At 62.7% G+C, this 24,343-nt stretch carries 21 protein-coding genes; 13 read left to right on the top strand and 8 right to left on the bottom strand.

Annotated features, from left to right (window positions below):
* Window positions 1-62 precede the first annotated feature (62 nt).
* Complete coding sequence (locus NOV72_RS19955; protein ID WP_106856306.1) at window positions 63-824, top strand: IclR family transcriptional regulator; 762 nt, start codon at window positions 63-65, stop codon at window positions 822-824.
* A gap of 45 nt (window positions 825-869) precedes the next feature.
* Here NOV72_RS19955 and NOV72_RS19950 read toward each other — a convergent pair whose 3' ends face one another.
* The 3 genes from NOV72_RS19950 to NOV72_RS19940 all read right to left on the bottom strand — a co-directional run bounded on the left by NOV72_RS19950 (window position 870) and on the right by NOV72_RS19940 (window position 4,287).
* Window positions 870-2,309: an amino acid permease gene (locus NOV72_RS19950; RefSeq protein ID WP_106856305.1), complete on the bottom strand. Its 1,440-nt coding sequence runs from the start codon at window positions 2,307-2,309 to the stop codon at window positions 870-872.
* Window positions 2,310-2,394: 85 nt separating this feature from the next.
* Window positions 2,395-2,784: a nuclear transport factor 2 family protein gene (locus tag NOV72_RS19945; RefSeq protein WP_106856304.1), complete on the bottom strand. Its 390-nt coding sequence runs from the start codon at window positions 2,782-2,784 to the stop codon at window positions 2,395-2,397.
* A 42-nt stretch (window positions 2,785-2,826) separates the two neighbouring features.
* Complete coding sequence (locus NOV72_RS19940; RefSeq protein ID WP_181291119.1) at window positions 2,827-4,287, bottom strand: NAD(P)/FAD-dependent oxidoreductase; 1,461 nt, start codon at window positions 4,285-4,287, stop codon at window positions 2,827-2,829.
* A gap of 207 nt (window positions 4,288-4,494) precedes the next feature.
* Between NOV72_RS19940 and NOV72_RS19935 the strand changes: the two genes are divergently transcribed.
* Genes NOV72_RS19935 through NOV72_RS19920 form a run of 4 tightly spaced genes read left to right on the top strand, consistent with a single transcriptional unit; the run spans window position 4,495 to window position 8,710 of the window.
* Window positions 4,495-4,704, top strand: coding sequence for a DUF3311 domain-containing protein (locus NOV72_RS19935; RefSeq protein ID WP_106856302.1), 210 nt, complete (start codon window positions 4,495-4,497; stop codon window positions 4,702-4,704).
* 12 nt (window positions 4,705-4,716) lie between these two features.
* Entirely contained in the window at window positions 4,717-6,120 is a 1,404-nt protein-coding gene (locus NOV72_RS19930; RefSeq protein WP_106856301.1) for a sodium:solute symporter family protein, read from the top strand.
* The gene (locus tag NOV72_RS19925; RefSeq protein ID WP_106856300.1) at window positions 6,117-7,769 is read left to right on the top strand and encodes an amidohydrolase; all 1,653 of its coding nucleotides are present in this window, start codon (window positions 6,117-6,119) and stop codon (window positions 7,767-7,769) included. Before NOV72_RS19930 ends, NOV72_RS19925 begins: the two co-directional genes overlap by 4 nt.
* Window positions 7,769-8,710, top strand: a complete 942-nt coding sequence (locus tag NOV72_RS19920; protein WP_106856299.1) for a CobW family GTP-binding protein — start codon at window positions 7,769-7,771, stop codon at window positions 8,708-8,710. Before NOV72_RS19925 ends, NOV72_RS19920 begins: the two co-directional genes overlap by 1 nt.
* Here NOV72_RS19920 and NOV72_RS19915 read toward each other — a convergent pair.
* Entirely contained in the window at window positions 8,657-10,390 is a 1,734-nt protein-coding gene (locus NOV72_RS19915; RefSeq protein ID WP_106856357.1) for a cobaltochelatase CobT-related protein, read from the bottom strand. The genes NOV72_RS19920 and NOV72_RS19915 overlap by 54 nt on opposite strands.
* The gene (locus tag NOV72_RS19910; protein WP_106856298.1) at window positions 10,387-11,373 is read right to left on the bottom strand and encodes an AAA family ATPase; all 987 of its coding nucleotides are present in this window, start codon (window positions 11,371-11,373) and stop codon (window positions 10,387-10,389) included. The genes NOV72_RS19915 and NOV72_RS19910 overlap by 4 nt, the downstream gene beginning before the upstream one ends.
* A 153-nt stretch (window positions 11,374-11,526) precedes the next feature.
* On the opposite strand from NOV72_RS19910, the gene NOV72_RS19905 reads away from it, so the two are divergent.
* The 8 genes from NOV72_RS19905 to pdxR all read left to right on the top strand — a co-directional run bounded on the left by NOV72_RS19905 (window position 11,527) and on the right by pdxR (window position 22,082).
* Window positions 11,527-12,279 carry an IclR family transcriptional regulator gene (locus NOV72_RS19905; RefSeq protein ID WP_106856297.1) on the top strand — a complete coding sequence of 251 codons (753 nt, stop codon included), beginning with the start codon at window positions 11,527-11,529 and terminating at the stop codon, window positions 12,277-12,279.
* Window positions 12,280-12,397: 118 nt separating this feature from the next.
* A complete protein-coding gene (locus tag NOV72_RS19900) occupies window positions 12,398-13,246 on the top strand; it encodes an IclR family transcriptional regulator (RefSeq protein ID WP_106856296.1) in 849 nt (282 codons plus the stop codon).
* Between the two features lie 280 nt (window positions 13,247-13,526).
* Window positions 13,527-15,293 (top strand): sulfoacetaldehyde acetyltransferase, encoded by a 1,767-nt coding sequence (xsc, locus tag NOV72_RS19895; RefSeq protein WP_106856295.1) that lies wholly within the window; start codon window positions 13,527-13,529, stop codon window positions 15,291-15,293.
* A gap of 63 nt (window positions 15,294-15,356) precedes the next feature.
* On the top strand, window positions 15,357-16,370 hold the full coding sequence (gene pta, locus NOV72_RS19890; RefSeq protein WP_106856294.1) for a phosphate acetyltransferase: 1,014 nt from the start codon (window positions 15,357-15,359) through the stop codon (window positions 16,368-16,370).
* Window positions 16,371-16,379: 9 nt separating this feature from the next.
* Window positions 16,380-17,204 carry an IclR family transcriptional regulator gene (locus NOV72_RS19885; RefSeq protein WP_245933099.1) on the top strand — a complete coding sequence of 275 codons (825 nt, stop codon included), beginning with the start codon at window positions 16,380-16,382 and terminating at the stop codon, window positions 17,202-17,204.
* A 209-nt stretch (window positions 17,205-17,413) separates the two neighbouring features.
* A complete protein-coding gene (locus NOV72_RS19880) occupies window positions 17,414-19,087 on the top strand; it encodes a GMC family oxidoreductase (RefSeq protein ID WP_106856293.1) in 1,674 nt (557 codons plus the stop codon).
* 43 nt (window positions 19,088-19,130) lie between these two features.
* Window positions 19,131-20,435 (top strand): MFS transporter, encoded by a 1,305-nt coding sequence (locus NOV72_RS19875; RefSeq protein ID WP_425428740.1) that lies wholly within the window; start codon window positions 19,131-19,133, stop codon window positions 20,433-20,435.
* A 129-nt stretch (window positions 20,436-20,564) separates the two neighbouring features.
* Window positions 20,565-22,082 carry a MocR-like pyridoxine biosynthesis transcription factor PdxR gene (pdxR, locus tag NOV72_RS19870; protein ID WP_106856291.1) on the top strand — a complete coding sequence of 506 codons (1,518 nt, stop codon included), beginning with the start codon at window positions 20,565-20,567 and terminating at the stop codon, window positions 22,080-22,082.
* 10 nt (window positions 22,083-22,092) lie between these two features.
* Here pdxR and NOV72_RS19865 read toward each other — a convergent pair whose 3' ends face one another.
* From NOV72_RS19865 to NOV72_RS19855, 3 genes are all read right to left on the bottom strand, one after another.
* Entirely contained in the window at window positions 22,093-22,626 is a 534-nt protein-coding gene (locus NOV72_RS19865) for a cytochrome b (RefSeq protein WP_106856290.1), read from the bottom strand.
* The gene (locus NOV72_RS19860; protein WP_106856289.1) at window positions 22,623-23,684 is read right to left on the bottom strand and encodes a catalase family peroxidase; all 1,062 of its coding nucleotides are present in this window, start codon (window positions 23,682-23,684) and stop codon (window positions 22,623-22,625) included. Before NOV72_RS19860 ends, NOV72_RS19865 begins: the two co-directional genes overlap by 4 nt.
* 320 nt (window positions 23,685-24,004) lie before the next feature.
* Window positions 24,005-24,334 (bottom strand): ribbon-helix-helix domain-containing protein, encoded by a 330-nt coding sequence (locus NOV72_RS19855; RefSeq protein WP_106856288.1) that lies wholly within the window; start codon window positions 24,332-24,334, stop codon window positions 24,005-24,007.
* Between the last annotated feature and the right edge of the window lie 9 nt (window positions 24,335-24,343).

The raw sequence follows: 24,343 nt of genomic DNA, 5'->3' as shown, positions 1-24,343 counted from the left end.
ACCGGTGTTTTCGACGCACAATGAAATAAAAACGCAAACCACGCAGAGGGAGACAAGGCAACGTGACGTCGAATCAATCGAATGCCGCCGCCGTGCGCGCGTTCCGCGTGCTCGAAACGCTCGCCGAAGCGAATCGCCCGCTCTCGATGACCGAGCTCGTCGATGCCTTGGGCCTGCCGAAGCAGACCGTGCATCGCATCCTCGTGCAACTGATGGACGCATGGCTCGTGACGCGCGGCGCGAGCGACAAGCTCTACGAATGCTCGGCGCGCGTGCGCACGCTCGCCATCAACGTGCTGATGCATGCCGGTCCCGCTGCGGCGCGTCATGCGCTCTTGGAACAACTCGTCGCACGCGTCGGTGAAACCTGCAATCTCACGATGCTCGCGGGCAACGACGTCGTCTACGTGGATCGCGTGGAGACCGGCTGGCCGTTGCGCATGCATCTTCAGCCGGGCTCGCATGTGCCGCTGCATTGCTCGGCAAGCGGCAAGCTGCTGCTGAGTTTTCTGCCGAAGGAACGGCGCGAGCGCATGATCGAGCGCCTGCCGCTACGCTCGTATTCGGAGCGAACGATCACCGATCGCGATGCGCTGCGCAAGGAGCTCGCGTTGACGCGCCGCCGCATGCTCGCCATCAACAATCAGGAGCACTTGCAGGGACTCGTTGCGATTGCGGTGCCGGTGATGCTCGATCGCAATCGTGCGTGCGCGGCGATCGCCATTCAGGCGCCGGTGGGACGCGTCGCGCTCGATCAATTGCTCGCATTCGAGCCCGATCTGCGCCGCACTGCAGAAGAAACCGCCAAGACCTTCATGGAATGAAAAGCCGGTTTGCAATGCAGCAAACCGGCGCCGTTTCAGTGCTTGTTATCGCTCGACGGTTTGCAGATGTTGCGTCGAATGTGCATCGTCTTCGATCTCGTTTTCCTTGCGGCCGCGCTTGAACACCACATACGCGACGATCAGAATGCCGAGGCTCGCCACGCCCAGCCACAGCGGCTTGCGCTGATCGGGAATGAAGGCCATCGCGACGAGGATCGCGGTCATGCCGAAGATCGCAAGCCATGTGAGATAGGGAAAGCCCCACATGCGCACGCGCAGGTCGTTCGCTTCGAAGCTCGTCATGCGGGCACGCAGACGCAGTTGCGAGAACGCGATCAGCAGGTACACGAAGATCGCCACCGTGCCGTACGAATTGACGAGAAATGCGAACACCGTATCCGGCGAGATATACGACATCACCACGGACACATAGCCGAACACCGTGCCGAGCAGAATGGCGCGCACCGGCACGCCGCGCTTGTTGACCTTCGCGAGGCCGAGCGGCGCATCGCCGTGACGCGTCAACGCGAACAGCATGCGCGACGCGGCGTAGAGGCCCGAATTGAGCGCGGACAATACCGCCGTGAGCACGATGGCGTTCATGACGTTGGCTGCTGCGGGCATGCCCATCACTTCGAGCGCGCTCACGTAGGGCGTTGCCATCTGATGCGAATTCCACGGCACCAGCGCGACGACCAGCGCCACCGACCCCACATAGAACACGAGCACGCGCGTGATGACCGAATTAGTTGCTTTTGCAACTGCTTTCGCGGGTTCCTTCGCTTCGGCCGCCGCAATCGTGACGATCTCCGCGCCGAAGTAGAAGCCGGTCGCGGCGACCGCACCCGTCATCACTGGTCCGATGCCTTTGGGCATGAACCCGCCATGACCGAGGAAAGTCGAGGCGACGTCGGTCGTGTGCATCGATGCGGGCCAGAAGCCGCACACATAGAGGCCGCCGAGAAACAGGAACACGATGATCGCGCCGACCTTGATCGACGAGAACCAGAACTCGAATTCGCCGTAACTGCCCACTGAAATGAGGTTGGTCAGCGTGAGCACGACGAGCAGCACGAGACTGATGATCCATGAAGGCACATCCGGTATCCAGAACTGCACGAGCTTCGCGCCCGCGACCGCTTCCAGCGCGATCACGATGACCCAGAAATACCAGTACATCCAGCCCGTCAGAAAGCCGGCGAGACGGCCCGGCCCGCGCTGTGTCTTGAACGCCAGGCGCGCGTATTCATAGAACGAGCCGACGGTCGGCATCGCGCAGGCCATCTCGCCGAGCATGCGCATGACGAGCACCACGAGGCCGCCTGTGATGAGAAACGAGAGAATCGCGGCGGGCCCGGCCTGCTGGATCACCACACCGCTGCCGACGAAAAGTCCGGCGCCTATGACGCCGCCCAGCGCGATCATCGTCATGTGGCGCTGCTTGAGGCCGCACTTGAGATCGCCTTGATCCGTGTTCGATTGCATGTCGTCTCCTGCTTTGCTTGTATCGATTCGAGGCTCGCCCGCCGGTTCGTTGCCGGCGAGTCGAGTCATATCATCCGGTCATGCTTCAAAGCGCCGGGCGGTCCTTGCGATACGCGTTCTTCACCGCGATCTTGCCGCCGCTGAACGTGAAGACGTCCACCATGCGGGCCTCGACGCGCGAGCCGTCCGCTTTCGTGCCGCGAAACGTCGATTCGGATACGCCGCGCTCGCCGCTCACGAAGTGCTCGCCCTCTTTCCACGATGCATCCGGGAAGGTCTCCCACGCGAGCGCGAAGCCCTTGCGGACCTCGTCGCGGCCCTTGAAAGTGCGGCCCAGCGCATCGGGTCCGGCCACGCCGTGAAAGACGCATTCTTCCGCCATGCAGTTCATCAATGCGTCGATGTCGTGCCGATTCCACGCATCGTTGAATGTCTCCAGCAGCCGAATGTAATCCTGATTCGTTTGAGTGCTCATGTGTCGATGTTTTCAGTGCGTTGCGAAAGGGTTCAACGAGATTCAGCGCTTCTCGTCCTGCGCCAGATACTTGTGATAAAGGAATCGTTGACCGACGCGGCGGAATGGCGCGAATCCTTTCCATCGCACCATGCCCATCACGTTCGGATATTCGAGCGCGGAGTCGTAGATCGGCAGACCGTCGCGGCTCCGCTGCCATTTGCCCGCGACGCGCTCGGCCATGCGCCGCCCCGCATGCGCGGAAAACGACACGCCGTTGCCGCCGTATCCGACCGCATAGAAGATGCTTTGCTGCGGATCGGGCTGCGCGACGCGCGGCATCATGTCGTGACTCACATCGACCCAGCCCCACCACGAATAATCGATGCGTATGCCCTTCAGCGAAGGGAACTTGCGATGCAGGCCTTCGATGAGCACATCCATGTGCCGCGGATTCGCGGCGTCCGCGCCCGTGATCGCGCTGCGGCTGCCGATCTGCACGCGATTGTCCGGCAGCAAGCGATAGTAAAAGCGCAGCGTGCGCGTATCGGTGATGACCTCATGCGTGCGGAAATTGGTCGCTGCGAGTTCTTCCTGCGTGAGCGGCCGCGTGACGAGCGAGTTCGAAAGAATCGGCATGATCTTCGCGGACAGCGTGCGATGCATGTCGTTGCGCGTATAGCCGCCGGTCGCGAATGCAACCGCCTTCGCGCGAATCACGCCGCGCGGCGTGCGCACGTGATGCACGCCGCGAATCGTCTCGACGTCCAGCACGGGCGTGCTCGTATGGACCTTCACGCCGAGCGAGCGCGCCATGCGCATATAGCCGAACGCGAGCTTGAGCGGATGTACGCCGATGCCATCGGGTTCGTGCAGCGCGCCGCAGTTTTCGCGATCATCGACGTACGATTGCGCGACTTCCTTCGCGCTCAGCATGCGCGCGTCGTAGCCGAAGACATCGCGCATCACCCTGCATTCGTTCGACAGAAAGTCCAGCTTGCGCGCACGATGCGCGATATACAGATGCCCGCCCGGCTGCGGATCGCACGCGAATTCGCCGATCAGTGTCTTGAAGGTATCGAAGCCTTCGCGGATTTCGGCGTCGAGCTTGAGCGCCGTCTGCTTGCCCCAACGCTCGATCCATTGCGAACGATAGAGACGGCCGCTCGCATTCTGCCCTTGCCCGCCGTTGCGGCTCGTGCAACCCCACGCGGTGCGGTTCGCATCGACGACGGTCGCGCGGATGCCGTGCTCCCGCGCCAGAAAGAGCGCGGTGGAAAGGCCGGTGAATCCCGCGCCGACGATCAGCACATCGACATCGGCATCGCCGGGCAACGGTCCGTCGTCATCGGGCGGCGCGCCGGCGGTCGCGACCCAGTAAGTCGGCGCATAGTCCATCGCCTGACGGCCGATAGGAGAAACGAGCGGGTCGTAGAGCGGATCGTATGGGGCGCAGGCGCCGCGAAGGTCCGGCGCAACGTAATCGAGAGTAGCCACCGATAACTCCTTGGAAAGTACCCTCATACTGCACCGAACTTTACGCGCCGCTTAGAGCCACGCCGGAATCATCGTTAGTGCCAGGTCGCCGTTCCGATCCGCGCGCCGCTGGCTCCAGCGATTGGTCCGTTCTGGTACTACGACCGGCCATTTTTGTCTGGTCATACTGGGCCAAATCCTCTTTCTCTCGCGCATGTATGCCTCGCGCGGGCCAATCTTCATACGGAGTGGTCCATGCTCAAGTTCCTGATCGGGATCGGTTTGCCATTCGTCGGCGTCATCGGCTTGTTGCCGTGGGCCGCGTCGAACGATTTTTACGTGCTCGGCGTTCCGTTTATTTATGCATGGATTTTCGGCTGGTTCGTGCTCACGTCGGTATGTCTCCAGCTTTGCTGGGTGCTGTTCGACAAAAAAACGGAACAGCGCGAAGCGCGCGGCGCATAAGGAGAAATCGGCATGGCTTCCACGGTATTTCTGGGCTTCATCGCGCTTTCGTTGTGGCTCGCGCTGCGCGCGGGCAAGGGGCGCGGTTCGCAGAGCGTGCACGACTTCTTCGTCGCGTCGCGTCAGTTCGGCGCGTGGCTCGTCTTCTTTCTCGCGGCGGGCGAGATCTACAGCATCGGCACGATGGTCGGCTTTCCGGGCGGCATCTATGCGAAAGGACCGACGTACGGCGTCTGGTTTCTCGGCTATATCCTGCTTGCTTATCCGATCGGCTATTTCGTCGGCCCGAAAATCTGGGAAGCGGGAAAGCGCTATAACGCGATCACGCTGCCCGACCTCTTCAAGGGACATTTCGGCAGCCGCGCGCTCGAATTGATCGTCGCAGTCTCCGCGCTGATCTTTCTGCTGCCGTGGGGTCAGTTGCAGTTCACGGGACTCGTCGCCGCGCTCAAGGGTCTCGGCTGGAACCTCAATCCGGTGGTCCTCATCATGATCTCCGCGCTGCTCGCGTTCGCGTATATCGCGATCGCCGGCGTGCGTGCATCGGCATATATCGCCATTCTGAAGGACATTCTGATGGTCGCGGCGATCGTCATCACCGGCATCGCCGTTGCGTGGGAGGCGGGCGTCGAGCCGGTGTTCAGGGCCGCGAGCCAGCACGTATCGAATGCGATGACCGCGCATCAACTCACGTTCTCGATGAGCACGATGCTCTTCCAGTCGCTCGGCTTTTACGTCATGCCCTTCGCGATCCAGAACTTCTTCACCGCGAAAAGCGCGAACACGATTCGCCGCTCGCAAGTGGTGATGCCGCTCTACATGCTGATGTACCCGTTCCTCGTGGTCGCGTCGTATTACGCGATCGCGCAGAACGTGCCGCTCGCCTCGCCCAACGAAGCGTTCTTCACCGCTGTCGTGCATCTGTTGCCGCCGTGGCTCGTGGGCCTGGTCGCGGCGGGCGCGTCGCTTTCGGGCCTGCTCGTGCTCGCGGGCATCTGTCTCGCGATCGGGCCCGTGGTCACGCGCAATCTGCTGCCGAACATGCCGGAGACGCGCCAGAAGGCCGGCGCCAAAGTGGTGATCGGACTCTATCTGCTGCTTTCCATCGGCATGACGCTCGCGACGCCCAACCTCATGCTCACGCTCATCAACATGACGTATTACGGCGTCACGCAGTATTTTCCCGGCGTGATCGCGATCGTGCTCGGTCTGCGCGTGAGTGCGCGCGCGATCGCTTCGGGACTGCTCGTGGGGCAGTTGCTCGCGGTCGTCCTGTACGTGTTCCATGTCGATATCGCCGGCATCAATATCGGCCTCATCTGTCTCGCGGTGAATGTGCTCGTCGTGTTTCTCGCCAATCCGAGCGCGGGCCGCAAACATGTTCACGCTGACCTGATCCACTCGAACGACTCATGACCCAAACCGATAACAACGCAGTGAAGGTCCTCGTCGCACGCAAGATTCTGACGATGAACCCGCGTCAGCCGGTCGCGACTCACGTGGCGATCCGCGACGGCAAGATCCTTTCGGTCGGCACGCTCGACGACATGCGCCAATGGACCGATGCCGAACCGGACACCGCCTTCGTCGACAAGGTGCTGATGCCCGGCCTCGTCGAAGGTCATTCGCATCTGATGGAAGGCGCGATGTGGAGCGCGGTCTATGTGGGCTACTACGAGCGTCGCGGACCCGATGGCACGCGCTGGCCCGGCCTGCAATCGCTCGATGCGGTGATCGCGCGCTTGCAGGAAGCCGAGCGCGCACTCGATGACGCCGACGCGCCGTTACTCGCATGGGGCTTCGATCCGATCTTCTTCGGCAGCGAGCGACTGACCGTGAAGCATCTCGAGCGGGTATCGGCGACGCGCCCCATCGCGATCCTGCATGCGAGCGTGCATCTGATGAACGTGAATTCGCCGATGCTCGAACTCGCGGGCATCGACGAAGACATCGATGTCGATGGCATCGTGAAAGACGAAAGCGGCAAGCTCACAGGCGAACTGCAGGAGTTCGCTGCGATGTTCCCGGTGTATCGCGTGATCGGCGCGAAGCTGTCGCTGTCCGCGAGCGACAACCCCGAGGCGATCCGCGCGTTCGGCAAGGTCGCGCAACTCGCCGGCGTGACGACGGCCACCGATCTGCTCAACGATCTGTCCGACAAGGGCATGCGCAATCTCGTCGAAGTCACGCGCGACGCGCGCTTTCCGATTCGTCTCGTGCCCGCATTCGGGCCGCAGCGAAACCCGGAAGGCGGGCCCGATCGCGTGCTGGAAGCGGTGCAGTTCAACTCGGACAAGCTGCGTTTCGGGCCGGTGAAATTCATCGTCGATGGCTCGATTCAAGGCTTTACCGCGCGCCTGCGCTGGCCGGGATATGTGAACGGACGGCCCAATGGTTTATGGCTGATCCCGCCGGAACAGTTCGTCGAAACCTTCCTGCCGTTCCATCGAGCGGGACTGCAACTGCACATCCACACGAACGGCGACGAAGCCACCGAACTCGTATTAGTTGCAATCGAAACTATCTTGAGCCGGCATCCGCGACCGGATCATCGGCATACGCTGCAACATTGTCAGATGGCCGACAGAAGACAGCTCGAACGCGCCGCTCGCCTCGGCATGTGCGTGAACTTCTTCTCCAATCACCTCTACTACTGGGGCGACGCGCATTACGCGCAAACGATGGGCGCCGATCGCGCGAACCGCATGAACGCCGCGGGCACGGCGAGCGAGCTCGGCATCACGTTCGGACTGCATTCGGATGCGCCGATCACGCAGCTCAATCCGCTTTTCACCGCGTGGTGCGCGGTGCAGCGTCAGACCGCATCCGGACGCGTGCTCGGCGAAGCGGAGCGTCTGAGCGTGGCCGATGCGCTACGTGCGATCACGCTTGGTGCGGCCTTCACGATCGGCATGGACGATGTCATCGGCAGCATCGAAGTCGGCAAGTTCGCGGATTTCGCCGTGCTCGATGAAGACCCCAGCGAGATTCCAGCGGAACGCCTCGGCCAACTGCGTGTGTGGGGCACCATTCTCGGCGGCCGCGCGTATCAGGCGCCCGCGTGATGACGCCCATTCCTCTCGCCGTCATTGGCGGGTATCTCGGCGCGGGCAAGACCACGATGATCAACGCGCTCCTGACCAACACCGATGGCCGGCGCGTCACCGTGCTCGTCAACGATTTCGGCTCGGTCAATATCGATGCGGCGCTGATTCGCGAGCGTAGCGACGATGTGATCGGCCTGGAGAACGGCTGCGTGTGCTGTTCGATCGGCGGCAAGCTGATGGAGACGCTAATCGATATCAGCGCGCGCGAGACGCGGCCCGATCTCCTCGTGATCGAAGCGAGCGGCGTGTCGGATCCGGTGCGCATTGCGCAGGTCGGCATGCTCGATCGTGCGTTCAGGCTTCAGGGCATCGTGGTTGCGGTGGATGCGGAGCGCATCGAAGAGACGCTCGCCGATGCGTATGTCGGCGATATCGCGCGACGGCAGATCGAAGGCGCGACTTCCATCGTGTTGACGAAAGCCGATCTGATCTCGTCCGCCGATGTATCGACCGTGCGTGCGCGATTGATGACGATCGCGCACACGCGCATCATGTTCGAAGCCGATCGGGGCAAGGTGCCGAATGCGCTTTTCTTTAGCGAAACGCCGTCATCGCGCGAACACGATGCATCGCGTGCATTCGCGCCGTCGAGTCATCTTCCCGCCGACTTGCGCAGCGTGACGTTCTGTTCGTATGAGCGCTTCGATCGTCAACGGCTCAAGGCCGCATGCGAGCCGTTCAGCGCCCGCCTCTTGCGCGCCAAAGGTTTCGTGCGGCTTCTCGATGGCACATGCGCGGAGATTCACGTCGTCGGCAAGCGCTGGCATATCACGCGATGCCGTGACGTCGAAGAGACGCGCATCGTCTTTATCGGTCTCTTCGAAGCCGGCGATATTCATCGCGCGCTAAGTGCCGTGTCTGCGTCGCGCGCCGAGCCATGCAGCGAGCTTCGCGAATAACGTCATATCCGGCGGCACGGAAAGATCGACCGCAAAATGATGCCGATAATACGGGCTCAAATCGAGTCCGACGCCCAGGCCGAGCACTTCGACGGTCCGCGCCGCCTCGTGCTTCGCAACGACTTCGCGCAGATGCTGATCGAGATAGTTCGGATCGTTGGCCTGCGCAGTTGCGCTGTCCATCGGACTGCCATCGGAGATCACGACGACGATGCGCCGCGCTTCGTCACGCGCGACGAGCCGCGAGCACGCCCAATCCACCGCTTCGCCATCGATGCCTTCGCGAAACAGATCGGCCTTGAACAGCGCGGCAATGTCGCCGCGCGCCGCGCGCCAGCTCGCATCGCCTTCCTTGAAGATCATGTTGCACGCTTCATTGAGCCGGCCCGGATGCTTCGGCCGGCCTTTCGCGAGCCAGTCCAGCTTCGCGCGTCCGCCGTTCCATTGGCCGGTCGTGAAGCCGAGCACTTCGGTCACGACGCCCGCCATGCCGAGCGCGCGCACGAGCACGTCGATCATCACCGCGACAGGCTCGATGCTCGACTTCATCGAGCCCGAGCAATCGATGAGAAAGCTCACCGCGCAGTCCGCATGCGGACGTTCGCGTTCACGTCTGAAGACGCGTCGTTCGTTCGGCGATGCCACCACTTGCGCGAGCCTGCGCCCGTCGATGCGCCCTTCTTCCTCGCCGAACGACCAGCCGTCACGACGCGGCACGGTGATCGCCGCCTGCAACATGCGCGCGAGACGCGGCACGTTGATGTGCCGCGCGGCGATGAGATCGTCGAGACGTTCGCGATATTCACGCAGCAATGCGGCGCGAATCGTCGTAGCCGGGCGAATGGTCTTGTCGTAGCGCGTGGTGAACACGCGATAGTTTTCGCCCGATGCCTCACGCGCCGCGCTGTCGCCACTCGCGGCAAGCGCGAGCCGTTCGATGCCGCCTTCTTCGTCGTCGATGTCGAACCACGCGCCGAGCATCGTGCGCGCGACGTCTTGCTTGTCATCGTCGGATGAAGCGTCATGTTCGACGAATGCGTGCCGCACGTCGCGCACCATTTCGCCGACGATTCGCGCAATGTCGAGCGCATGAACCGCAAACGCACGTTGATCCGCGCAATGCCGCCGCATGCCCGCAAGCGCATGTCCGAGCGACGGCGCAAGCGCCGCACGCGTGGCCTCGATGATGCCTTCGGTCGCTTCGAGCACGGCGCACCCGGACAGGCGCGATTCAGCCATTTGCGCCACGGTGTAAATCAACAAGCCGATATCGCTGTCGAGCAAACCTGTTTCATAGCACGCGAGCGACCACGCGTCGAAGCGATGCCGCACGTTGCGCCTCACGCCTTCCATTCCGGCCGGCACGCGCGTTTCGCAGCGCAATTGCTCCAGAATGTCGAAGACCATACGCTCGACGGGCTCTTCGGGCGTCATGTCCCGATGCAGCGCGGCGTCCGAATACGCAATGCGCAACGCGGACGCATCGGCTGCACCGCGTGTGGAATCGAGGTCTTCTTCGTCCCTGCGCTCGCCGCGCAAATGTGGCGCATGCAACGGCACCGGCCGTAAATGGCGATAAAGCCTGCCGCCGCGATAGTGCAACGCTTCATCGCCCGTCAATGCGCGCACGGCCGCCGCGCATAACGCATCGCGTCGCGCGAGTTCACGCGGCCCGTTCATTTCGCCGACGCGTCGTGCCACTGCGACGGCGTGTCCAGTTCCTCGCCGAACGCGCGCTGGAAATATTCCGCGACGATCGGCCGTTCGGCTTCGTCGCATTTGTTCAGGAAAGTGAGACGCAGCGCGAGCTTCGCGTCATGAAAAACTTCGCAGTTTTCCGCCCAGTTGATGACGGTGCGCGGCGACATCAACGTCGACAGATCGCCCGCCGCGAAACCGCGCCGCGTAAGCCCGGCCATGCTCACCATCGAATCGACGAGCGCGCGGCCCGTATCGTCATCGAGATGCGGCACGCGCGCGAGCACGATGCGCGCTTCTTCTTCGCGCGACAAATAATTGAGCGTCGCGACCACGTTCCACCGGTCGATCTGCGCGTGATTGAGCATCTGCGTGCCGTGATACATGCCGTTCAGATTACCGAGGCCGATCGTATTGGTCGTCGCGAACAGGCGAAAAAAACGATGCGGCTGAATCACGCGATTCTGGTCGAGCAGCGTGAAACTGCCGTCGCGCTCGAGAATGCGCTGGATCACGAACATGACATCGGGACGGCCGGCGTCGTATTCGTCGAACACGAGCGCGACCGGCCGTTGCAGCGCCCACGGCACGATGCCTTCCTGAAACTCGGTGACCTGCACGTCGTCGCGCACGACGATCGCATCTTTGCCGACGAGATCGAGCCGGCTCACGTGACCATCCAGATTCACGCGCATGCACGGCCAATTGAGCCGCGCCGCGACCTGCTCGATATGCGTCGATTTTCCGGTGCCGTGCAACCCCTGCACCATCACGCGACGGTTGCACGCGAAGCCGGCGAGAATCGCCAGCGTGACCTCGGGATTGAAACGGTACGCCTCGTCGATTTCCGGAACGTGCGGATCGCGCCTGCTGAACGCCGGCACTTGCAGCTCCGTATCGATACCGAAAAGCGTACGCACGGACACTTTTCGATCCGGCTCGTCCAACCATGTGTCGCGCATCATGAGGCTTCGTCTCCCGTAACAGAGCCCCAAGCATAGCAACTATATTTTTACGGAACAAATCATTTCGTTTAATTTTGACCGAATGGCCGATGTGGCGTCGATCGGCACCTCATTTAAAATAATGCCGAACAAATTCACACGGAAACCACGCCGATGGACAAGCCCGACACGCCCACGCTGCGAGCCTTCGCGTTGCTGGAATACCTGGTTCAGGCCGGCAGCCCCGTGTCGCTGTCCGATATGGCCGACGACATCGGCATGCCGAAGCCTTCACTGCACCGCATGCTTGCGTCCCTCGAAGCGGGCGGACTCGTGATTCGTGAGCCCGGCGACAAGAACGCGTATGTCATCGGTCCGCGCCTCGCGCAACTGGGCCTGAATGTGATGACGCACGCGGGCGCGCGGCGGCTGCGGCACGCGATCCTTACGCGACTCGTCTCCGATCTCGGCGAAACCTGCAATCTCACGATGCTGCATGAGAATGAAGTGCTGTATCTCGACCGGGTGGAAGCGCCGTGGCCGCTGCGGCTCGACCTGAAGCCCGGTTCGCACGTGCCCATCTGGTGCAGCGCGAGCGGCAAGCTGCTACTCGCGCTGCAGCCGCGCGACGAACGTAATGCGCTCGTGCGCGCGATGAAGCTGGAGCGCTATACCGCCAACACGATCACCGACACCGAGATGCTCGAAGCGGAACTCGACCGCATCGCGAAGAAGGGCGTCGCGATCGACAACGAGGAATTCGTGCAGGGCATCGTGTGTGCGGCGGCGCCAATCGCCGATACGAACGGGGCGTGCATCGCGGCAATCGCGGTTCACGCGCCGGTGTCGCGCACGCCGCTTTCCCGCGCGCTGGAAATGGTGCCGCGCCTCAAGGAAGCTGCCGCCGAGCTGGGCAAGACCTTCTAAAAAAACCGATCCTCGGAAGAATAAAAACGCAACCGCACGTTCCGAAAATTATGGCGCGGAGCGGAACAAAGGGCGTAGAGTAGTCGGAATTCGAAACCAAACGTTCCGTTTCCGGCACATGCGCAACGTCACTCATCTCGATTCCGCCGAACATGCCGGCGATGAAGCGCGGACACTCCGTCCGCTTGCCGTGCTCGAACAACTGGCCGCGGCCGGCCACGCGTACACGCTGTCGCAGCTCGCGGCGCGCGTGCGCATCCCCAAAGCGACATTGCTGCGGCTGATCGATTCGCTCGAAGCGCAAGGCTATGTCACGCACATGCCCGACTCGCGCGGCACCGACCGCGGGATTGCGCTCGGGCCCCGCGCCGCCCAGCTCGCGCTCGCCACGCTCGCCAACAACTCGTTCACGCGCGCCTGCCGTTCGATCCTGCGCTCGCTCGTCGATGTCATAGGCGAAAGCTGCAATCTCACCGCGCTCGATGGCGATACGGTCCTGTATATCGAGCGCGTCGAAACGGCCGAACCGCTGCGCCTGCATATGCAGGCCGGCATGCGCGTTCCGCTGCATTGCACCGCGAGCGGCAAGCTGTTTCTTTCGCAGATGCCGCTCGCGGAACGCCGACAGATCCTCGGCCGCCTCACGCTCACGAAGAAGACGCATCGCACGCTGACCGATCGCACGTTGCTCGAAGCCGAACTCGATCGGCTCGCCGCGCGTGGCATCGGCATCGACAACGAGGAGTTCGTGCTCGGGATGGTGGCCGTCGCCGTGCCGATCACCGATGCCGCAACCGGGCGTGTGCTCGCCTGCCTCGCCGCGCATGCCCCAACCGCCCGCGCCAATCTCAACGACCTGCTCCAGGCGGTTCCGCAATTGCGGGAAACCGCCGTGAAGCTCGCCACGCTCATCGATACCTCCGACGGACTGACGCTCATGGCGCGCCAGCGCCCCGCAACGCGCTAGACACTTTCCCCGCCGAAGCCCGCCACATGGGCCTCGGCGGCGCGTCCAGATCGTCATCGCTAGAAATTCCGAATTTTTTAGAGACAAAACATTCCATTTATTTGAAAAACTGGTTGACGTCGAAATCGGCCCGTCCTACCATGTCTTCACGATACATATTCCGGAACCGAGCGTTCCGATTTATTTTCACCCGGAGACACTCATGAGCGAGCACGACCAAGCCCGTCCTTCCCAGACCACCCTCGCTGCCGCTAGCGCAGCGCCCGCCGGTCCGCAGGCGATGACCCCGTCCGAAGCATTCGTCGAAACGCTCGCCGCCAATGGCGTGACCGAGATGTTCGGCATCATGGGTTCGGCCTTCATGGACGCGATGGACATCTTCGCGCCCGCCGGCATCCGCCTGATTCCCGTCGTGCATGAACAGGGCGCGGGTCACATGGCGGACGGCTATTCGCGCGTGTCGGGCCGTCACGGTGTCGTGATCGGTCAGAACGGCCCGGGCATCAGCAATTGCGTGACGGCGATCGCGGCGGCGTACTGGGCGCACAGCCCGGTCGTGATCGTCACGCCGGAAGCGGGCACGATGGGCATCGGCCTCGGCGGCTTCCAGGAAGCGAAGCAGTTGCCGATGTTCCAGGAATTCACGAAGTATCAGGGCCACGTCACGCACCCGGCGCGCATGGCCGAATACACCGCGCGCTGCTTCGACCGCGCGATGTCGGAGATGGGCCCGACGCAACTCAACATTCCGCGCGACTACTTCTACGGGCAAGTAAAAGTCGAGATTCCGAAGCCGCAGCGTCTCGACCGCGGCCCCGGCGGCGATCAGAGCCTGAACGAAGCCGCCGATCTCCTCGCCGAAGCGAAATTCCCCGTCATCATCTCGGGCGGCGGCGTCGTGATGTCCGATGCCATCGAGGAATGCAAGGCGCTCGCCGAGCGTCTCGGCGCGCCGGTGGTCAACAGCTATCTGCATAACGATTCGTTCCCGGCGAATCATTCGCTGTGGTGCGGTCCGCTCGGCTATCAGGGCTCGAAGGCCGCGATGAAGCTCCTGAGCCAGGCCGATGTCGTGATCGCGCTCGGCTCGCGTCTCGGACCGTTCGGCACGCTGCCGCAGCACGGCCTCGATTACTGGCCGAAGGAAGCGAAGGTCATTCAGATCGACGCGGACCACAAGATGCTCGGCCTCGTGAAGAAGATTTCCGTCGGTATTTGCGGCGATGCGAAGGCAACGGCCATCGCGCTCACGCAGCGGCTCGCGGATCGCAAGCTCGACTGCGATGCGACGAAGGACGCCCGCGCGAAGACTATCGCCGCCGAAAAAGCCGCATGGGAAAAAGAACTCGACGAATGGACGCACGAGCGCGATCCGTACAGCCTCGACATGATCGAAGAGCAGAAGAGCGAGAAGCCGTTCAGCGGCGGCCAGTATCTGCATCCGCGTCAAGTGCTGCGCGAACTCGAAAAGGCGATGCCGGAAGACGTGATGGTGTCGACCGATATCGGCAACATCAACTCGGTCGCCAATAGCTATCTGCGCTTCAACAAGCCGCGCAGCTTCTTCGCGGCGATGAGCTGGGGCAATTGCGGCTATGCGTTCCCGACGATCATCGGCGCGAAGGTCGCGGCACCGCATCGTCCGGCCGTTTCGTATGCGGGCGATGGCGCGTGGGGCATGAGCCTGATGGAAACCATGACCTGCGTGCGTCATAACATTCCGGTGACGGCTGTCGTGTTCCACAACCGTCAGTGGGGCGCGGAGAAGAAGAATCAGGTGGACTTCTACAATCGCCGCTTCGTCGCGGGCGAGCTCGACAACCAGAGCTTCGCCGAGATCGCGAAGGCGATGGGCGCGGAAGGCATCGTCGTCGACAAGCTGGAAGATGTGGGCCCGGCGCTGAAGAAAGCTATCGATCTGCAGATGAATCACGGCAAGACGACGATCATCGAGATCATGTGTACGCGAGAACTCGGCGATCCGTTCCGCCGCGATGCACTCGCGAAACCCGTGCGCATGCTCGACAAGTACAAGGACTACGTTTAAGTCCGGCGTCACGCCGCTCCGCGCCCGGAGCGGCGTTTTCATAACAACGACAGTGAGCCCGTCATGAAAGCCATGCATCGCATCATCGATCAGGCTCGCGACCTGCCGATGCGCATCGTCCTCTCCGAAGCCGAAGACACGCGCGTGCTTCAGGCGGCGGAACGCGCGCACAAGGAAGGCATCGCGCGCATCGTGCTCGTGGGCGCACGAGCGCGCGCGTATCAGGTCGCGGACGGCGCGGGCATCGATCTCGAAGGCATCGACGTGATCGATCCTGCTCATTCGCCGCTCAGCGAACGCTTTGCGCAGGCGCTTTTCACGCTGCGCGAAAAGAAAGGCATGACGCCCGATCAGGCGCGCGCCGCCGTGCTCGATCCGCTGTGCTTCGCGAACCTCATGGTGCGCACGGGCGAAGCGGACGGGTCCGTGTCCGGCGCGGTCAACACGACGGCGGATGTCGTGCGCAACGCGATACAGATCATCGGCGTGCGGCCGTCGTTCAAGCTCGTTTCGAGCTTCTTTCTCATGATGCTGTGCGAGCCTTTTCATACGATGAAAGGCGGCCTCATCTTTTCCGATTGTGCGCTCGTCGTCGAGCCGAATGCGGAGCAGCTCGCCGAAATCGCGATGGCCGCCGCCGACAGCGCGCGCAGCCTGCTGATGGAAGATGCGCGTGTAGCGATGCTGTCGTTCTCGACGAGCGGCAGCGCGCATCATGCGGCCGTCGACAAGGTGATCGACGCGACGCGGCGCGTGAAGGAAGCGCGCCCCGGCCTCGCCATCGACGGCGACGTGCAGCTCGATGCCGCGATCGTCGCGGAAATCGCGATGCGCAAGGTGCATCACTCGCAGATCGAAGGTCATGCCAACACGCTGATCTTCCCGAGTCTCGAAGCGGGCAACATCGGCTACAAGCTCGCGGAGCGCATCGGCGGCGCAAAGGCAATCGGCCCCTTGCTGCAAGGGCTCGCGAAGCCGGCCAACGATCTGTCGCGCGGCTGCAGCGCCGACGATATCTATCACGTGATCGCCGTGACCTGCGTGCAGGCGCAGGCCGCGCGGCATCAGACGACGTGAGTGCGCATCATGGATACGCGAGCCGATACCGAAACGTTCGTTCAATCTGAATCGACGGAAAGCGCAGCGCTCATCGACAACGCCGCGCGCGCGGAAACGCCTACACTGCGCGCGTTCAGCGTGCTCGAACATCTCGTCGCGGCGAAGGGCGCGCTGTCGCTCGCGGAACTCGCGAACATCATCGGGCAGCCGAAGGCGTCGTTGCATCGCATGTTGCAATCGCTCGAAGCGGGCGGCTTCGTCGCGCGAGAGCCGGGCCAGAAGAATGCATACGTGATCGGCCCGCGTCTCGAACGGCTGGGCGTCGACGTGATGATGCACAGCGGCGCGAGGCGTCAGCGCCACGCAATTCTGGAGCGCCTCGTCGCCGATCTCGGCGAGACCTGCAACCTGAGCACGCTGCACGACACGCAGGTGCTCTATCTCGACCGCTGCGAATCGCCGTGGGCGCTGCGGCTCGAACTCAAGCCCGGCTCGCACGTGCCCGCGCATTGCAGCGCGAGCGGCAAGCTGCTTCTTTCGACGATGCCGCGCGACGAACGCGCCGCGCTCATCCGCGCGATGCGGCTCGAACGCTTCACGCCCAATACCCTCGACGATCCGCACCTGCTCGAAGCGGAACTGGATCGCATCGCGCACAAAGGCATCGCCGTCGATAACGAAGAGTTCGTGCTGGGCATCGCGTGCGTCGCCGTGCCGGTCTTCGATTCGCGCGGCAAATGCATCGCGGCCATCGCCGTGCATGGGCCGGTGTCGCGCATGGCGCTGTCGCGCGCGCTGACCTTCGTGCCGCGTCTTCAGGAAGCCGCCGCCGATCTCACGGCCACTTTCTGACGCGCCGCAGCATCGATATTTCGGATAGCGAATCAATATCAGGGACAACCCGAATCCCCTGCGCACTTCTGAATCGGATTTCGCATTTTCCGTTTCACTTTCGCGAGCTTCCGCGCTTTTCTCTTGGCTTCCTTGCCCGCTTCTTCCACATTGAACGAAACGCAAACGAAACGATTCGTTCCAAAAGAAGACTTCAGGAGACAGGTGTCATGCAGCAGGAAGTCGATTACGTCATCGTCGGCGCGGGCTCAGCGGGTTGCGTGCTGGCCAACCGTCTGAGCGCCGATCCGTCCAATGTCGTGTTGCTGCTCGAAGCGGGCGGCCCCGACACGAGCCCGTGGATTCATATCCCCGTCGGCTACTTCAAGACGATGCACGATCCCGAACTCGACTGGTGCTATCGCACGGAAGCGGACGATGCCGTGGCCGGACGCAGCATCGACTGGCCGCGCGGCAAGGTGCTCGGCGGTTCCAGTTCGCTCAACGGGCTGCTCTACGTGCGCGGCCAGCGCGAGGACTACGACCGCTGGGCCGAACTCGGCAATGCGGGATGGAGTTTCAGGGACGTGCTGCCCTACTTCAAAAAGTCCGAAGATCAGGAGCATGGCGCGAGCGAATATCACGGCGCAGGCGGGCCTTTGAAGGTATCGGATTTGCGCTTGCGCCGGCCGATCGCGGATCATTTCATCGCGGCGGCGCAGGAGACCGGCATCCCGTTCAACGCGGACTACAACGGCGCGAAGCAGGAAGGCGTCGGCTATTTTCAGCAGACCGCTTATAAGGGGCTTCGCTGGAGCACCGCGAAAGGCTTTCTCAAGCCGGTGCGCGATCGCCGCAATCTCATCGTCGAGACGCGTGCGCAGACCCGCAAGGTGCTCTTCAACGGCAAGGAAGCGACGGGCATCGAGTACGTGCATGAGGGCGTCGTGAAGACGGTTCGTGCGCGCGTCGAAGTGATTCTCGCGGCGGGTGCGATCGGCTCGCCGCAGATTCTGCAGAACTCGGGTGTCGGTCCCGCGAACGTATTGCGCAACGCGGGCGTGCAGGTCCGGCACGAGTTGCCGGGTGTCGGGCGGAATCTGCAGGATCATCTGCAAGTGCGGCTCGTCTTCAAGACGCGCGAGCGCACGCTCAACGACGAGGTGAACAATCCCTTGAAGAAGGCGCTGATCGGGCTGCAATACGCGCTGTCGCGCACCGGGCCGCTCACGCTCGCGGCGAGTCAGGTCGCGATCTTCACGCGCTCGTCGCCGGATGTCGTGCGTCCCGACATCCAGTTTCACATGCAACCACTTTCCGCCGACAAGCCCGGCCAGGGCGCGCATCCGTTCTCGGCGTTCACGTCGTCGGTATGTCAGTTGCGGCCGTATAGCCGCGGCAGCGTCGAAATTCGCTCGAACGATCCGCTGCGCTATCCGGCGATTCACGCGAACTATCTCTCCGACGAACGCGATCATCCCGTTGTGATCGGCGGTATCAAGGTGGCGCGCCGCATCGCCGCTGCGCCGTCGCTCGCGAAGCATATCGTGTCGGAGTTCATTCCCGGCTCGCAGTATCAGTCCGATGCCGAACTGCTCGACGTCGCGCGCAAGTTCAGTCAGTCGATCTATCACCCGGCAGGCACGTGCAAGATGGGCAACGACGCACTCGCGGTCGTCGACGAGCGGCTGAAGCTGCGCGGCATCGGACGCCTGCGCGTGGTCGATGCGTCGATCATGCCGGAACTGGTATCGGGCAACACGAACGCTCCGGTCATCATGATCGCGGAGAAAGCCGCCGACATGATTCTCGAAGACCGGCGCTATCAACACGTCACGCGCGTGGAAGACGTACCCGAAGTCGTTGTGAAAAAGCCCATGGCCCATGCAGGCCAAAGAGACTGAACACAAGTCTCGCACACACATCACGGAGACAACCATGAACGCATTGCCCCGAACCGATGGCAAACAGATGAGGAAAGTCGTCGTCGCCAGTCTGATAGGCGCGACGATCGAGTGGTACGACTTCTTTCTATACGGCGTGGTCGCCGGCATCGTCTTCAACAAGCTGTATTTCCCGAGCGGCGATCCGCTCATCTCGACGATGCTCGCCTACGGCACCTTCGCCGTCGGCTTTCTCAGCCGGCCTTTGGGCGGCGTGATCTTCGGCCATTTCGGCGATCGCGTCGGCAGAAAAAGCATGCTCGTGATGACGCTCACGATCATGGGCGTCGCGACGGTGCTGATCGGCATGGTGCCCACCTATGCGCAGATCGGTGTCTGGGCGCCCTCGCTGCTGCTGTTCCTGCGCGTGCTGCAAGGCATCGGTCTTGGCGGCGAATGGGGCGGCGCGGTGCTGATGGCGTTCGAATACGCGCCCGAGAACAAGCGCGGCTTCTACGCGAGCATTCCGCAGATCGGTCTTGCGCTCGGCCTGTGTTTGTCGTCGGGTGTCGTCGCGGGACTCTCGCTTACGCTCACCGATGCGCAGTTCCTCGCGTGGGGCTGGCGCGTCGCGTTCTTCCTGTCGTTCGCGCTCGTGGTCATCGGCATGTATATCCGTTTGAACGTGATGGAAACGCCGGAATTCGCGCGCATTCAGAAGACGGGCAGCGAAGCGCGCATGCCGATCGTCGATGTGATCTCGAAGTATCCCGGCAACACGATCGCGGGCATGGGCGCGCGTTTCATCGACGGCGTGTTTTTCAACGTGTTCGGCGTGTTCTCGATTTCGTATCTCACGGGCACATTGCATCTGCAACGCACCGATGCGCTGCTCGGCGTGATGGTCGCCGCGTTCGTGATGATCTTCACGATTCCATTCTTCGGGCGGCTGTCGGATCGCATCGGACGTGCGCGCATTTACTTCTGGGGATCGCTCGCGACGGGACTCTCCGCATTCTTCGGCTTCTGGCTCATGAAGAACAGCGGCGGCAACACGATGCTCGCGTGGCTCGCGGTCGTGATTCCGCTGGGCGTGGTGTATGCGTCAATCTATGGTCCCGAAGCCGCGCTCTTCTCCGAACTCTTCGATGCGAAGGTGCGTTATTCGGGCATATCGTTCGTGTATCAGTTCTCGGGCATCTTCGCGAGCGGCATCAGCCCGATCGTCGCGACATGGCTCTTGCAGCGTAACGGCGGCGATCCGTGGATGATCGCGGGATACTGCCTCGCGGCGGGCGTCATCAGCGCGCTGTCGGCGGCGTGGGTCGGATTGCGGCAGCGGCGCGAGATGGCGTTTTCCGTGGGTTGATGGTTCGCGCAGGGACATCGACAGCCGCTGCGCCGCACGATCGGCGCAGCGGTTTTTTGTTGCACTGGCAAGCCGTGCAAGCCGCACGTAATATCCGGATATCACCAGAACATTTCGCAGGAGACATGCATGCCCACCCGCCCGGCCGCCACGCTTTGGGCGCAGCTATTCGAACGTTCGCGGGTCTCGGGGATGAGCCTGCAGAACCAGATCCGTCAGATGATCGTCAATGCGATCCTGAGCGGCCATATCGCGCCCGATTCCGCGTTGCCGTCGAGCCGCGAACTCGCCGATCAGCTCAACGTGTCGCGCAATACCGTCGTGCTCGCCTACCAGCAGCTCGTGGAGGAAGGCTATCTCGTGTCGCGCGAACGCAGCGGCCACTTCGTGAATCCGGCGACGGACGAATTGCAGCGCGGCTTCACCGCGACGGGCGTCGCGGATACGACGGCCATCGAGACGCAGCAAGGTCATCCCGACTGGAGCGCGCGCATCCGGCATGCGCCTTCGAATCAGCGCAACATCGTCAAGCCGTCGAACTGGCAGACCTACGAATATCCCTTCATTTACGGGCAATTCGACACCGAGCTGTTCCCGACGAGCGACTGGCGCGAGAGCTGCATGCACGGTTTATCGGTGATGGAGATACGCAACTGGGCGCCCGATCTGATCGAGCGCGACGACGAAACGCTCGTCGAACAGATTCGCACGCGCGTTCTGCCGCGTCGCGGCGTGTTCGCGATGCCCGAAGAGATCGTCGTCACGAACGGCTGTCAGCAGGCGCTTTATCTGATCGGCGATCTCCTGTGCGGAGCGCAGGCGAAGGTCGGCATGGAGAACCCCGGCTATCCCGACGCGCGCAACATCTTTCAGCATCACAACGCGCAGATCGTGCCGCTGGAAGTCGATGAAGACGGCGCCGTCATCGACGATGAAAGCGTGATCGCCCAGTGCGACTACGTGTATGTCACGCCGAGCCATCAATGCCCGACGACCGTGACGATGCCGATCGAGCGGCGGCGCAGGCTGCTGGATCTGTCGGTGAAGCATGACTTCATCGTCATCGAAGATGACTACGAAAGCGAGAACACGTTTTCCGGCACGCCGCATCCGGCGTTGAAGAGCCTCGATACGGCGGAACGTGTCGTGTATATCGGTTCGTTGTCGAAGACGCTCGCGCCGGGGCTGCGGCTCGGGTATATCGTCGCGCCGCGCACGTTGATACGCGAATTGCGCGCGCTGCGCCGGTTGATGATCCGGCATCCGGCCGCGTACATTCAGCGCGCATTCGCGACCTTTCTCGCGCTCGGTCACCACGACACGCTATTGCGCAAGCTCGGGCGCGTCTACAAGGAACGCGCCGAAGTGCTGATGGATGCGCTCGCTACGCATCTGCCGGAGTTGCGTGCGTCGAAGGTGACGGGCGGCGCATCGTGCTGGGTCGAAGGTCCGCCGTGGCTCGACGCGACGCGCCTCGCGAAAGACGCGCAGGCGCTCGGCGTGCTGATCGAGCCGGGCAGCGTCTTCTTCGCCGATCCCGCCGATGGCCAGCGATGCTTTCGCATGGGCTTTTCAGCGATACGCGCGGAACTGATCGATCCGGGCGTGCGGGCGCTGGCTCAGGTCGTGCAGCAGCGGCGCCCTTGAATGTGCGTGCTTACTTCCACGGCGCCATCGCATGGAACACGCCGTCGCGCCGCACGAGCGCATGAAACAGCGCGGCCGCGAGATGCACGACGATCAACGCGAAGAAGCACAGCGCAAGAAAGCGATGCGCATTCCATAACAGCGTGTGCAACGCATTGCTATGCGGCAGAAGCGACGGCAAGTGAAAGCCGCATATCACGACGGGATAATCCGCAGCGGACAGCATCCCATAGCCGAGCAGCGGCAACGCGATCATTAGCGCATAGAACGCATAGTGCGACAGATGCGCGGCAAGTTTCATCGGCTCGGGCATGTTCGCGGGCAGCGGCGGCGCACCGCGCGCGATTCGCACCGCGAGGCGAATCAGCGCCAGCACGAGTATCGCGATACCGAGCGGCTTGTGGATGGACACGAGTGTCAGATAGTCCGGCTTCACCGTCGACACCATGCCGACGCCGATGAACAGCATCGCGAGAATGCATATCGCCATGATCCAGTGCAGGGCGCGCTGCAGCGGCGAGAACCGCTCGTTGATCGCGTTCATTGCTTGGCTCCTTGCGCTGCCGTGCGCGGATAGTCCTTGTCCTCGGCGGTGCGTCGATTGAACGACACGGAGTACGCGGCCGAGCGCGCGGCGGGGAAGGGATCGTCGGATACGCGCATGCCGGATGGCAGCACGGTCGGATCGAAGTTGAGATCGCGGCATGGGCCGTCCGGCTCGGGTTCGATCGCCTTGACGACGAGCGTGCCCACTTCGACCGTGTGCCGGTCTTCGGGCCACGCCTTGCTCGGATCGGCGGTGGGATCGCCGGGATTCGCGACGGTGACGACCATCGCCCAACGTTGTGGCGCGCTCTGGACGCGCTGCGTGATCTCGGCATCGAGAAAATTCGCGCCCTTCTGCTTCAGCTCGTCAGGCGTCACGTTCTCGGGCTTCGCGGCGGGAATGAAGGACCAGCGCACCGTCTGATCCTGTCCTTCCGCGTTCGTGAAGACGAAGCTGTTCAGGCTGTTGTAGCGTTCCTGCGCGTACGAGGCCGTCCACGGCGCGCTGCCCGCCCATGCGCCGAACGCAGCGATCTCCGGATGCGCGGCGGCGAACTTCTGCATCGACTCGGGATCGCTCTTGTTCGCGAGCGCGCGTTGCAGATCGTAGAAGGCCTGCGGCGTTGCGACGGGGAAGAACGGGGCGTCGATCATCGCGGCGCGCCACTCGCTCGAATCGGGCATCACGATGCGCAGGCTGAGGCCGCGCACGCGGGCCATCGCATCGGATGCTTTCGGGTCCGGCGTGGCGAGATTGAACCGGCCCGTGACGGGATACGTGCCCGGCATGAACATTCTGGCTTTGGAGAGCGCCGCGCCCGAGCCGTTGGATTCGAAATCGCCGCTGAAGCAGATGCCCTTCGCGTGATTGCGCCTGAAGCCCGGCACCGCGCCGCCGGGCGGCGCCAGGCTGCCGACGATCTTCGCCGGCGTGAGGCGCTGCGGCGTGAGCCAGCCCGCCGTGTAGGCGAAGGCCGCGACCAGCACGACGACAATGGCCGCGATGAGGATCAGCGCGGGAAGGGGCGAACGCGGGGAAGCGGGTTTGTCAGTCATCGCGGACTCTCGATCGACGATTCTGTTGCACGGTAATCTAGCAGCGTGAGGGGAATCGTGCCAGCAATGTGCGAAGTTCGCAGTTACCCTGTTTTCGATGGCTGCAGAACGCCTGCAATGCCGCTGGATATCGCGATCCATCAAAAGCTGAGCTTCGTCGAGGTCCGCGCCGAGCGATATCGGTTGATTGAAGCCGAGGGTCGAGTGAGGTAATGCGTGCGACGCACCGAAGGATCCGGCGTGACGCCGAACGAAAACAACGAGAGCACGGCATCGGCATGCCGTTGTACATCCGGAGCGGCAAAAGCAGGCCCGCCGGCCTACCCCGTCTTCAACACCCGCAACGCCACCGCCCCCGCCGCCTCGCTTTCCGCATTCTGCTTCTGCTCGCGCATCGACAGATACCGCAGACAACACACGCGCAGAAACGACGCGAAGTTCGTCGGGACTTCGCCGCGCAACGCGATGAGTTCGTCGTAGAGCTTGACGGCGAACTGGCTCGTCGTCAGATTCTCGCGCCCGGCGATTTCCTGCAGCACGTCCCAGAACAGGTTTTCGAGCCTGACCGTGGTGATCACGCCATGAATGCGCAGCGAACGCGTGCGCGATTCGTAGAGGATCGGGTCGGCGTTGATGTACACGCCACACATGACGAAAGC

The sequence above is a fragment of the Caballeronia novacaledonica genome, from assembly GCF_900258035.1.
GTDB lineage: Bacteria > Pseudomonadota > Gammaproteobacteria > Burkholderiales > Burkholderiaceae > Caballeronia > Caballeronia novacaledonica.
Note: the sequence above shows the minus strand (reverse complement) of the source record. Positions and strands in the feature narration are given on the sequence as shown.